We start from the raw sequence: 13,834 nt of genomic DNA on the forward strand, positions 1-13,834 counted from the left end.
GAGGCCGTCTCCGACGCCGGCATCCTGCGGGCCGTGGCCGACATCCTCGACCCGGCCGTCGGCGCACTGGACACCCTCCGGGCCATCGCCTCCGCCGCGTGGACCATCAACCCCCCGCAGAACTGGCCGGACGCCCTGCAAGCCCTGACCGAGCTGCCCACGGCAGCCGGCCGCGACGTGGCGACGCTGCGCGACGCGCTCGACATCATCGAGCGGCAGCGGTTGCACGGCGTCGCCGGCCTGCTCGACGGCCTGACCCCCGACGCCGCAGCCGAGGTCGCCGCCGCGGTGACCGCGTCCGGGACCACCGCGACCGGCCTGGCCCACGCGTGGCGGGACGTCTCCACCCCCGCCGACCTCGTCCCGGCGCTGCCGCCACCGGCCGGCGCCTGGGCCGGGACGCCGGACACGCGGCCGTCGCCGGACACGGCACTGCCGCCGGCCCACGTCGTGCGGCATCCGATGCCCCCGGTCGCCGCCGCCCTCGACCGGTGGCTCGCCATCGACAACTGGGACGACTCCCGCGCCTTCCTGGACGGCCACCGCGCGGACCTGCTCTCCGACCGGGCGCACAGCGCCCTTCAGATCCGCCGGGCGGGACTGCCCCACGACGCCGACCTCGCCGCCCGCGACGCGCTGCTCACCCTGGCCCGCTACGGCCACCTCGACGACGGGTACCGGTACCTGCTCGGCCCCACCCCACCGGCAGCGGCCGGGAACCCGGCCCCGCCGCCGGGGTCGCCGACCGGGCGGCAGGAGTTGCTGACCACCCTGCTGGCCCGGCCGGACGTGGCCGACCCGGCCGCCGTGTCGGCCCTCGGCTACCTGGCCGCCACCCTCGACGGCCCGGTCGACGCCGTGGACGCGGCGATCCTGCGCCTGACCGCCGACGCGCTCGCCGGCCTGACCGTCCCCGACGCCGCCATCACCACGCTGGTGCGGGACGCGCGGCAGACCCTCTCCGCGCCGCAGCGGCAACAGTGGGCCGAGACGATCCGCCACCTCGTTGACACCGCCACCGGCACCCGTGGGCCGGCGCTGCGTCACCTCGCCGACCGCCTGTTCACCACGACACCGGATCCCGACCCGGCCCCGGACGCCCCGGCCGCTTCGGAAGCTTCGGACGCCGACGTGGCCCGGGTGCGGCAGGTGACACGGGAGCGCCTCCAGCAGGCCACCCAGGAACTCCAGCGCACCGTCGACGACCTCCACCGGGCCCGCCGGAACGAGGCCGTCGCCCAGGGTGCCCAGGACGCCGCGGAGGCGTCGCTCGACGCCGCCAGGACCGCCGTCACCCGGGCCGAAGGCGACCGGGCCCGGCTCGAGGAGACCATCGACCACCTCGACCGGGCGGTGCCGGAACTCGAAGCGGAGGTGACGCGACGGGAGAGGCAGGAGTCGGCGGCCCGGCAGACCGCCGACGACCCCGCCACCAGCCAGCACGGGCCACGGCTGGCCGCTGCCCAGGCAGAGCTTGGCCAGGCGCGGCGGGAGCTGGACGCGGCCCGGACGGCGCTGGAGAAGGCCACCGGCGACCTCCGGGACGCCCGACAGGGCCTCGACCGGGTCCGCGCGGAGCTGCCGGACCTGCGCCGGCAGGTCGAGACCGCGAGCGAGGAGTTCCGGGCCCGCGACGTCTCGGCGCAGGCGCACACCCACACGGTACGGATGCTCGACGAGGCCAGGATGGTCCGCGAGGCCGCCCGGGACGCGGCGCGACAGCAGGTGGACGCGCTGGCGTTGCCGGTCCCGCCGGTCCCGCGCAGCGCCCCGGTCGTGGACGTGGACGCGGCGCTGGCCGACATCGCCCGCTCCGGCCACGGCCGGTCCGTCGTCCCGGAACTGGAGCGCGCGGTACGCGCCCGCCACGGCGGCGCGGTCCCGGCGCGCGTGGTGCTGAGCACCGACCCGACCCGGCAGGCCGGTAACGCCGCGACCGCCCCGGCGGACGAGACCGCCGTGCACGAACTGGACCGGGTGCAACTGGCCCGGGACCTCGCCGCGACCCTGGCGGTCCCGGTCGAACTGCGGGTCGACGGTGGTGCCAGCGCTGAGCCGCCGTACCTCGCCTACCCGGGTGGAGAGGCGGTGCGGCTGGACGTCACCGGCCGCCCGGAGACCCTCGACGACGCCGTGCGGCGGCTGCCGCAGCGCGTCCAGGACGACCTGGCCGCCCACCGGGGCCGGCCCGACGTGAACTCCCGGCTGGAGATCCTGCACGAGGCGGAGATCGAGTCGCGGCAGGACTTCGCCACGGCGGTGGCCGCCCTGGTGGAGAACCTGAACCGACACCAGGGATACCTGGCCCACCGGTGGATCACCCAGGCCGTCCCGCCGGTCGACGCCGCCGGCCTGCGGGCCTTGGCCCATGGCCTGGACACCAGGGCCTGGCCGGAGCCCACCAGCACGCCGCCGGCCGGACCGGTGGAGACCGGCCGCCCCGACGCCGTGGCCGCCGCCTGGCTGGCGTACGTCCCGCAGCACCGCGCCGACATGCTCGTCGACATGCTGGACGCCGTCCCCGGGCTCGGGTTCACCGTGAGCCGACCGACCCGTGAACTGCCGGCCGACCAACCCCCGGGCGTCCGGGTGCTGGCCGTGGCCGGGTCCACGGCCGCCGCCGGGGTGGTCCTGCCCACCACGCAACTGCACTGGTACGAACCCGCCCGCAACCAGATCCACACCGGCAGCATGCAGATGCTCGGCACCTGGGCCAAGGGTCGGGCCGGCCGGGACGCCCGACCGGACGACATCTGGTACATCGTCCTGACACCGGACGCGACCGACCGCCCCCGTGACCCGTCGGCCCTCGCGCACCACGCGGACGTGGCGGCGCGGACCACACCGACGTCGACCCCGCCGGTCGAGCCGACCCCTCCGGCCGGCGTCGCCGGTGCGGTACGCGGTGACGTGTCGCTGCCGGGGGCGTCTACCTGGGGTCCGGGGGAGGGCTCGTCCCGGGGCGGTGTGCGGGAGGTGCCGTCGTCGGGGTGGGCGGCTGGGGCGGGGCCGTCGGTGGAGTGGGTTGGTGGTGGTTGGCGTGTGTCGTATCGGAGCGTGGGGGGTTTGCCCCGCTGGGACGAGATGACGCGGGTGCATTCGGATCGGTTCACGTGGCGGGGTGGGGAGCCGTTGCGGTTTGTGGGGACGCCGGGGGCGGGGCGTCCGTTCCGGGTGGAGACGGCGGGGGAGGACGCGGGGGTTCGGGTTTTCGTTGACCATTGGGTGCATGGTGGGTCGGGGCGGGTGGTGTTCCGTCTGCGGTTGGAGCCCGACGCGGACGTGGGTCGGGAGTCGATCCTGGGCACGTTGGCTGCGGTGGAGCGGTGGGTGGTGGGGACCAATGAGCGGTTGGGGTCGGGGGGTGGGGTGCGGTCGGTGGCGGTGGTGTTCGATCCGGGTGCGGAGACGGTGGTTCGGCTCAGCCGGTACGGCAGTGACCTGAGGGTCAGCGACAACGTCTATGTGAGTGCTGATGGCACCGAGGGTCGGATTACCCAGTTGCACTGGCTTGCGGGTCTTCCGTCCCGCGCCTACGGGCATGAGTTGAAGCACTTCGCCGGGGTGCCGCACGACGGGTCGCCGGGTGACCTGCTCAGGACGGCCAGGACTGTCGGTGACGATCATCTGCACGAGCCGGGGTTCACCACCTGGGAACTTGAGCAGATCCGGGCGACGGCCGCTTCGTACGTGGCTCCTACGGTCGCGCCCCGGCCGGCCCGGTCGTCGGAGTCGGGGTCGGGGTCGGGGTCGTCCGGGTCGGTGGTCGGGTCGTCGGAGCGGGTTTCTGGTTCGTTGCCGGGCGGGCCGGCGGCGATGGAGTGGCACCCCCCGGCTGACGCCGACGCCGTTGCGGAGCACGAGGACCTGGCCGGAATGGACGGGGCCACCCGGCCCCCGTCGGAGAGTTCCTCGTCCGAGGACCTCCCCGTGCCGGGCTCGACGATCGACTTCCGGAAGGCCAGGGAAGACTGGCACAAGATCGAGTTCCGGATGTCCCGCTACGACAAGCTGTGGAACAACGACGAGCTGAGAGCCGCCTACGAGGGCTTCAAGAAGCAGTTGAAGCTCGAGCTCCGGCTGAAGGCCGAGGGCAGGACCAACGACGAGATCGACGCCGAGGTCGTCAAGCGGTTCGGCGCTGACCGGGTCGCCCCGTTCGCGCAGTTGATGGCGGACAACCACGCCTTCTCCGCCCCGGCCAAGTGGTGGTTCAACCACCAGCACGACAGCGACTTCGACGCCCAGTTCCGGGAAGCCGTCCAGGAGTTCCGGTCGAGGCTCGCCCTCTGGGGCAAGATCGGCCCCGCCGTCGCCGAACGTATCACCGAGCAGAGCGGCAACCGGATGCTCGAGGCGACGCCCGGTGGGCAGATCTTCGACAACATCATGCTCGGCACCGGCAGCTTCTTCAACTACCCGCCCGGCTTCAACCGCATGTGGGAACAGTTCTCCCACCAGCTCGTGGCGGTCACCGACGGGATGATCGACGCGCACGTGTACCGGGGGGTGATGGTGCCGAGTGTCCTGCACAACACCGAGGCGAAGATCCTCTTCGAGAAGGTCGACCGGCGCGAGATCGAGGGCCTGCGTGTCGTCGCCTGGGAGTTCGTCGCCAAGAACAAGATCGCGAAGGCGGGCGAGTACGTCGTCCGTTCCCAGGGGTCCTACAACGAGCGGGTTCCGAAGCTGGAGAAGGGCAAGACCTCGAAGACGTTCGACGAGCGCCAGCAACAGCTCTACGAGCAGCTCACCTACCGCCGGGAGGAGTACAACCGGATCGGCCTCCAGGACTCGATCCCCGATCTCCCGCCGGTCGAACGCAAGGGCAGCGACTACGTCTTCGTCGTGTCGGACGCGAACCAACCCGAGGTCGACGAGAGCCCAGAGAGCCTCACCAGAAAATGGTCGATGGCGCTGGAGAGCCAGACCGCCGACAACCCGTTGGCCCAACTGGACCAGATTCTGGCCGTGCTCGAGTACGCGCAGAACGACCGGGAGACCTCGGATGGCGAATCGTCGTTCGTCGACCTCGCCACCGGCCTCTCGCGGGTGAACACGGGCACGGCCGGCAGCCTGTCCAGCTCGATCGCCAGCATTCTCGTGCCACCGACCCGGCGCAACACCGCGCTGGACTCGACCGACGCCGAACCCGGCCCGTTCCCGGAGGACCCGTATCCGAGCCCGCTCGGATCCGACTACTCGCCCAGGCTCGACGCCGTACTGGAGGAATGGCCCCCTCCGGCCGACCCGGGCGGCCCGGTCGACGCCGAGGGGCGGGCCGCCACGATCGGCGGCGGCACGTCATCCGCGACGGTGGACGCCACGGCGTCCGGGAGCACGGCGAAGGTCGAACGGCCGCGGTTGACGAGAACACCCCTGCCGCATCCCCGGCCGAGGCCCAGGACGACGAGCGCGTACCAGATCGAGGCGTCCGCGGGTGGCCCGAGCGTGGGTCAGAGCAGCGCGCCGTTCCGGTCGTACCAGCGGCTGGACGTCAGGACGAGCCCGGACGGCCGGCCCACCGAGGCGGACTTTCCCGCGCACGTTCCGGCACAACAGCTCGTCACCCACCGGCACCCACCGCTGCGGCTGTCCGACGACGGCACGCTCGCCATCAACGGCATCGCCTCGGTCAGCGGCGCCCGCCCGGTGACCGAGGCGACCGAGTTCTACGCGACCGACGAGGTCATCGACGCGGCACGGCGCGCACTGGCGAGGGCCGGGGCCAACGTCAGGCTGACGGTGGACAGCGCCGCCACCGTCACCGTCGACCACGGTGGCCGACCCGTGACCCTCCGCAAGGTGAGCGCGGACTTCGACGACCCCCCGCCGGACGTCTGCGTCGACTTCGCGGGCGTCGTCCTCGGTGGCGTACCCGACGGGGTGGTGTTCCGAGCGGGAGGTCGGACCCTCCTGGCCGAGACCGACGCCGGCAACGGGCGGGAGTTGCTGGGTGTGCATCATCTCGCCGAGGGGGTGGCTGCCGTCGCCGCCGGCGACCTTCCCCTCGCCGCCGTCGATCCCGGATGGGCGGCGGCCAGGATCGCTGCCGACGGGCGGTTGACCGGCGGCCTCACCCCACCCCCGCTTCCTGGTGCCGCGTACGGTGTGGCGCTGCGGAACGATCGGGCGAGCCGCGCCGAGCACGCCAGGCTCAGTCAGGTCGCGAGGCGGATCGGCATCAACGAACATGCCTGGCCCAGGATCGGCGAGGCCTACGCCGTCAGCACCATCACGTCTCGGGACGCCGACGGCGAAGCCTCGATGACCGCTGACTTCGCCCGTGGCGGCACGGTCGCCAACGGCGCCGGCTGCCACTTCGCAGCGGTCGTCGCGCAGAGCGCCGACGGAAAGACCCAGATCACCCTGGAGAACTACGCCCGTGTCGGCGGGCGCAGACGCGCCGTCGACGAGGCGATCGAGCGGACGCTGGCCGCGTATCGCGGCCGGTTCGACACCGTCAGGGCGACGCTCGAACGGGCGGTGGCGGACGTCGGCGGCGACCCCCGGGCGGTCGACGCGCGGCGACGCAGACTGGACCTGGCGGAGGCGCTCGCCGTCGTCGAGCGGTCGGGAACCGGGGCGGCCGGCTCCGCCTCGGAGGCGTGGCGGTCCGCCCGCGCCGCCATGGCGAAGGTGATGGATCTGCCGCGGGCGGGCGACATGTGGCACTTCAGGATGTTCAGCCAGCGCCCCGGCGAGACCTTCCACGAGCAACGGGCGGTGCTCTACGACGCCGGCGTGCCGGTCGCGCAGTCCAACCCCCTCACCACGGTCGTCGTCGGCGGCGCCACCGTTCCCGAGCCGGTGCGGATCAGCTTCGATCCGGGGTCCAAGACTCCGGGGCCTGTCGAACTCGGCAAGCTGCGGTGGGTGTCGCGGCAGACCAGCAGGCTCGCCGTGTGGCGGCACGACAACGGCCTTCCCCTGCCCGCAGTCGACGTCACCGGATACGGCAACGGCACCCGCCTGTGGCCGGGCAGCGCGGTGGCCACCGGGTGGGAACGGGCAAACAGCGTCAGCGACGTCCTCGGCCGGCACCTGGCCCAGGACCTGGGTACGCTGCTCGATGGCGGGCAGGACGTGACGGCGGCCGACATCGTGCTCACCTCGGACTCTCAGGGCCGTGACCCGGGCGGCGCCGTCGCTGACCGGGTCACAGCCACCGACGACCTCCGCCGGGCCGACGTCGTCGTCGCGGTCCCGTCCCCGGGGCCGGCGTCCGCCGGGTTGGCCGGCCGGGCGACTGAGGACGAGTTGCTGCCGGGCGGGTTGTCGCAGGCCGAGGCGTTGCGCCGGTTCCCGTGGCTGGGCGGGGTGAATCCGTACCGTGGCGGGGACTTCGAGACGAACTGCGTGTTGACGGCGATCGGCACCGACCTGTCGCTGGCCGACGGGGTCGGGCACCAGGTGCCGCCGGAGAAGGCCAGCCCGGTGGCCTGGCTGGAGCGGTACGCCGGCCGGCCGCTGGTGGAGGCGGCCGACTACGCGGCGGTGGTCGAGGTCATGACCGCCGCGACGCCGGGTGCCCGCGGTGTGCTGGTGACCACCGGCGAGCGCGACGAGATCTCCCATGCCGTGAACGTGCTGCGCACCCACGACGGGAAGGTGGTGTTCCTCGACGGTCAGCGCGGGGGACTGGCCCGGGGGCCGGCCCAGCCCCGTCGGCTGCGGTTCGTGGCGACGACGCCGGGGGTGGGCGTTCCCCGGGTGCCGTCGACGGTGGGCGGCGCCGCATTCGTGGGAAGCCCGCAGGAGCTGGACCTGGCCGGGGCCGGCGGCCCCGGCACGGCCGTCGAGAGTGACCTCGCCGCGGCGCGCAGCGAGCTGTCCGCCGCTCGGGAGGAGGTGGCGCGACAGGTCGCCGCCCGCGCGGCCGGGCCGCCGACGCCCGCAGCGCAGGCGCTGACCGACGGAACCGAGACGCAGGCGGCGGAGCGTGCGGCGTGGGAGCGGCTCACCAGGGCCCAGGACCGGGTTGCCGAGCTGGAGCGGCAGCACGCGACGGCGCACCGGCGCGGGCACCAGGCGCGGGAGCGGGCCGTGCGGCTGGCCGACCAGAGGCGACGGGCGCTGGAGCAGGACGCCGCCACCCGGGAGGCGGAGTGGCGGACGGCGGTGCGGCAGTGGACGGACGGCCTGGAGGCGTTGCAGGCCGGCGGGGCAGCAGCGGCGGACCGCGCGGCGGAGCGGATCCGGCAGCGGGACGCGGTGCGGGAGGCCGCCGAGCGGCTCGCGGCCCGGCGGGCCGGCGAGCGGGAGGCCGCCCGGCAGGAGGCAGCCACCCGGGCGGCCCAGCGCCAGGCGGCGGGTCGGGAGGCACACGAACGGGCGGCGGCACGCGCGCAGGCCCGCAGGGACGAGCAGCGCGCCGACGACCAGGCGGCCGGGCAGGCCCGGCGGCGGTGGGAGGACGGCCGGCGGGAAGCCGAACTCGCGGAGGCCGGTCGGGTACGCGCGGACGAGGACGCGCGGCGGCAGGAGGACGAGCGGGAGCGGGCCGAACAGCGGGCGGTCGAGGCGGAACGCGAGCGCGTCGAGGCGGAGCGGCGGGACGCCGACAGCGCGGAACGGCAGGCGGAGACGTGGCGTCGGGCCGAGCTGAGGGACGCGGTCGACGCGGCGGCGCGTACGGCGGAACGGGCCCGGTTGGAGCAGCACGTCGCTCGCCACCAGGCGCAGCTCGACCGCGCCCGGCACGCGGCGTCCGACGCGCGTACGGCCTGGGAGCGTGCGGTCGAGGAGCGGGATCGGGCCGATGCCACTCGGGCGGCGGCCGAGGGGACGGACGGGGCCCCCGAGCCGGCGACCCCGTGGTACTTCGCCGACGGGGCCCTCGGTGAGCTGAGCGTCTCGGCGGTGCGGCGCCTGACGCCGCAGCAGGTGACCGACACGGTCACCCGGCTGGTGGACGAGCTGCCGTCAGGGTGGCCGGCCGGGGCGGCCGACGACATCGAGATGGGCACGACCGACCGGCTGGACCTGGGCGCCGCTGCCCAGGAGGCGGCCATCCGGGCACGTGTGTCGGCGGTGTTGCGGACGCTGCTGGCGACGCCGGACCAGGGGGATTCCCGTGCCACCGAGGAACACCGCGAACGCTGGGAGCGGGCGCTGTTCGCCGGGGAGACCCTCAGCGCGGGCGGGCGGCTGGTGTGGATCCGTCCCGTGCCGCACGAGCCGGGACCGACGCCCCCCGGGGATGCCGGTGGCCCGCGGGTGTTCGGGGTCTCCTTCGGTTCGACGAAGGTCGGCAACGACACGTCCGTGTCCAGCGGACGGAAGTTCGATGGCGGGCTGGAGGAGACCTTCGACATCTCGACCGGGCGCGCGTCCAGGTTGATCGCGGGACTCCCCACCCTGTCGGTGAAGGGTGAGCGCCAGCACGCGATGTCCCGGGAGACCCGGGTCATCTGGGGCCGGAAGATGTTCGTGACCGCGTCGACGTCGTTCACCGGCGGGGTGTCGTTCCAGGTCTTCGTGAACGGCGTCGAGTGGGGGCGGCCGTCGGTGCCGGCGGAGACCGGGCTCCTCGAACTGTCCCTGCCGACCCTGTACGCCAACGGCAGCGCCGCGCCGGACGCGGCGGCTCAGGTCGCGCCGTCGCCGCCCGGGCCGCCGACGCTGTCGACGTCGCAGGCACGCGAGGTGCTCAACGCGATCGACCTGACCCCACTCGTGACCGGCTGGCACCGGGTGTTGTCGGCCGCGCTTCCGGCCGACACCGCTGCCGGGGTCGCCGCGAAGGTCACCCGCCAGCTGCTCAACGAGCGGACGATTCGTAACCGCAGCCGCTGGGTGCTGTCGAACGGGGACATGACGGACACGATCGACGAGCGCCGCACGGTCGGCAGGTTCCGCGGCCACGTCGCCACGAGGGCGGTGATCCGGAGGCTGCAACTGGTGGGGGTCACCGAGGGGGTCACGGTGCGGGACGACCTCGGGGTGATCGCGACCTCCGGCGAGGAGGTGTCGGGCACGAGCGGCGTCGGACTCGGTGCGGACGCCGTGGTCCTCGGACTGACCCGCGCGCCGGCCGACCCGCAGGGCCGGGAGGAGGCCGCCGACAGGCCGACGGGCGGCTTCTCGTTCGGCTTCGGCGGCGGGTCCGCCCGGGAGGCCGCGCTGGAGGTGGGCGGCAAGGTCCTCAACCACACGGTGCTGAACCGCAGGGAGGCGCAGGCCCGGTACCGGGCGGTGTTCGACGTCACGATGACGACGCACGGTGATTCCTCGGTGGCGCCGGTGACCCGGCAGGTGGTCGGTGAGCTGGGCGTGCCGTTGAGCGAGGCGCGGCAGTTCGAGCGCAGCGTCTTCGGGACGGTCTTCACCCCGGAGCTCGGTGGGCCGGGCACCGGGCGGCCGCAGGCGGTGGTCCCGCCCGCCGTCCCGGTCCCCCCACCCGCGCCGGCAGCGGCAGGCGAGCTCGCCGCCCGGTTGTCGCCGCGGGTGCTCGGGGCGCCGCAGGCGCGGCAGCCCTACCTGCCCCCCGCCGGCCCGGCCGCCCGGGAGCCGCTGGCGTTGGCCATGCGGCGCGGTCAGGGGCTGGGGATCGCGGCGAACATGCCCGGGGCGGAACAGGTCGCCGACCTGGTGCAGTCGGTGTTGCGACAGAAGTCGGGGCGTGCCGACATCGGCGCCGTGGCGAGCCGCACCGTCCTGGCGCAGGTGGGTCGGGCCGCGATGGAGGCCGATCCGACCCGGACGCAGGCTGGAAGGAAGTTCACGGTGCGGGTCGGCCGCGAGCGGTTCCAGATCCTGGTGACCGAGCACCGCAGGGAGCTGCTGGACAGCCCGGAATATTCGATGACCGTCAACGCCCGCGCCCTGACCGGAGCCACCACGTCGGGTTCCCGGTCGACCGAGGGCAGCCTCAGCGGCCAGCTGGGTGGCCGGGTGTCGGTCCCGGTGCCCACCAGCGAGCAGCCCGACCAGCCCGCGCGGACGTCGGAGCCCGGGACGGAACACCAGGGGAGGGTGTTCTTCCCACGGCTCGGCGTCACGGCGGAGCACACGCGGTCGGCCGAGCACGGGCTCAGCCAGGTGGTGCAGGAATACCGCCGGACCGAGACCGACGGGCACGTCGTCGACCACCGCTACCGCACGGTGTTCGAGGTCGCGATCCGCGAGCGGACAGGCAGCGGCTGGGGACCCCGTGAGACCTGGTTGGTCGGTGCCGGGCCCGGCGGCGAGGTGGTGACCCACGTCGCGGTGCCGGTCGAGCACGTGCCGCGTGATCCGCGCACCGGCGAGGAGCGGGCCGTCCCGCCGGCGCGGCTCGACGGCGCGGGCGCGACCCGTCCGAGCCTACGGCCCGAGGCCGCGTGGGCGCCCGCCGGCCGACCGCCGCACCTGCCGTTGGACGTCCAGGGCAGCGCCGGGTTGTACGCGGCCTTCCGGCACGTGCCGGAGCTGCCGGCCACCGCGGCGCGGCTGTACCAGCAGGTGAACGGCCTGCCCGACGAGTGGTTCGACGAGCCGATGAACTGGCCCGACGCGATCTTCGATCTCGGCGCCGGCTCGGCGCTGGCCGGCGGGTTCCCGGAGGCGGTCGAGGAGCACGGGTGGGAGCTGCGACTGCCCGCCCACGACGGCTATCAGCAGGTCGTGCGGGTGCGGGAGCGGTTCTTCGCGGCGGGCCTGGCGTACCGGTACAGCAGCGACGGCATCGACAGCGCGAACGGCGTCGAGCTTGAGCAGTACCGGCAGTCGGCGATCAGTCACTCCGCCGGGACGAGCAGCGAGCTCAGCCTCGGCGGCAAGGCCGGGGTCGGGGGCCAGTACCTCAACCACGCGAGGACCGCGAAGCAGGGGGACCCGGGCAGCGGCGATCCGGGCAGCGGCGACCCGGGCAAGGCCCACGAGCGTGGCCGTGTCGGGGGCGGCCTGTACGTCGAGGGTGGGGTGTCGTCCGGCGGTTCGGACGGCAGGGACTTCGGCGCGATCGACATCACCCGGGCCACCTACAACGACGTCGTCCACGCCTATCACGGCCGGGTGGCCTTCGAGGTCACCGCCCTGCGTACCAGGGACGGCGAGACCACCGCGACCGCTCCCGTCCACCTGGACGTGGACGACGCGGTGGATCTCCTGGCGACCGATCGTGCGGCTGAGGACCTGGGGCTGGACCGTCCCCGGACGCCGACGCCGGACCCGACGCCGACGCGCGAGATCATCGACCCTGAGTTGTTGCCCGCCGTGGGGCACCCCGAGCGGCTGCGGGCCAACGCCGTGCTGGACACGATCCTGCGGCGGTTGCGGCAGCGCGGCCTGTTCGCCTCCGGCGAGGGCATCCCCGACCACCTGCGGCGCGCGCTGGTGAACCGGTTCTCGTCCCGCAACCTGGAGCCGCAGTACCTGCCGCTGTCCGGCGAGGGCGTGTACGGCTGGTTCCCGGTGCCCACTCCCTACCACACCACGCAGTACCTGTGGGTGCGGGTCAGCGCCACCCCGTCCGCCGCGCCGTCGAGCGACCGCCCACGGGAGCAGGTCAGCCTCACCCTGCGCGGTGAGACGCACGACGCCCAGTCCAACACGGACAGCTCCGGCCGGTCGTGGGGTGGGGAGGCCACCCTCACCGGCCGTGCCGCGTGGCCCGCTCAGCGGGAAGTCCTCGGCGGGTACGGCGACTACGGGCAGGGGAGCGCGGAGTCCAGCGAACGCGGCACGCAGTCCGAGTCCAAGGACATCTTCCGGACCGGGCCCAAGAGGTCGCACGAGTTCGAGTACCCGTTGGACTTCACCGTCGAGATGACGCTGACCACGGAGCTGCCCCAAGCGGTCACGTTCGTGCTCGACGCGGTGCGCGACGTGCTGTTCGGCGGCGCCCGGCTCGCCGGCCTCTGGCAGCCGAACCTGGAACGGTCGGTCCGCGACCTCTGGCACCACGTCCCCGGGCTCGGCTGGCACGAACAGGTTCAAGTCACCGGGGATGTCCGGCTCATCGTGCCGCGATACCTGACCCGGCCGGCGGCCGAACAGCCGGGCAACTGGCAGGGGCTGGGCCCGGCTCCGGCTCCGGCCCTGCCCGACGCCGGCCGGCCGGTGCCGCGGTGGCGGGAGTCCGGCGTCCCCCCGGCTCCGTCGAACCACGAGCTGATCGACGACCGCAACGTCCATCCCTGGCGGCTGAACCGGGTGGCCCGGGAGTTCGGACGTTGGGCGGCGCTGACCACCCGACCGTCGCGGCTGCGGCAGGGCCTGGACCTGAGCGCCGACGGCGCATGGCGAGTGCCCGGCGTGCGCGCGGGCAGCGACCTCGACCGTTTGCTGGCGCACCACGCGTCCGAGATGATGCTGCGTTCTCGCCTCGAACCGCTGCTCGAACACCGCTACCAGGTGCCGGGCGCCGGCATCACTCTCGGGCTCGACCTCCGGCGGGCGGAGGTCTATGTCGACGAGGACGGCCGACCCCTGGCCTTCGCGCAGAAGGCCCGGCGGTACCAGCAGAACGAGTCGGGCCCGATCAACAAGGGCGACTCGTCCTCCGGCCGGGAGTTCTCGTTCGGCCCGCAGGGTGGCGCTTTCGCCGGCATCAGGAAGGTCGGCTGGAACGGCGACGGCTTCGGTGCCGAGCATGAGGACGGCGAAGCCCACGCGGCCGAGATGAGCGAGGTCAACGAGCGCAACGTGGAGGCGAGACGAACGTTCCACCAGTACCGCTACGACGTCACGGCCATCATCTACGGTCCGCACGGCACCCTGCTCGTCGACGTGGAGAGGGGCCTCTACGTCATGCGCGAGCAGGCGCCGACGATTCCGGTGACCGTCACCCCGTCGACGGCGGGGCACGCGAACCCCCCGCGCGAGGGTGCTGGGTAAGGTGTCGGGCCGG

General features: G+C 74.0%; 1 protein-coding gene (cut by a window edge). It reads left to right on the forward strand.

Annotation, left to right across the window (positions count from 1 at the left end; genetic code table 11):
- Window positions 1–13,821 carry the final stretch of a toxin glutamine deamidase domain-containing protein gene (locus HDA31_RS10295; RefSeq protein WP_178064871.1) on the forward strand. 21,552 nt of this gene lie to the left of the window's left edge, so the window shows 13,821 of its 35,373 coding nt (coding positions 21,553–35,373); the start codon falls outside the window, past its left edge; its stop codon occupies window positions 13,819–13,821.
- Window positions 13,822–13,834: the final 13 nt, after the last annotated feature.

Source organism: Micromonospora carbonacea (genome assembly GCF_014205165.1).
Taxonomy (GTDB): Bacteria; Actinomycetota; Actinomycetes; order Mycobacteriales; family Micromonosporaceae; genus Micromonospora; species Micromonospora carbonacea.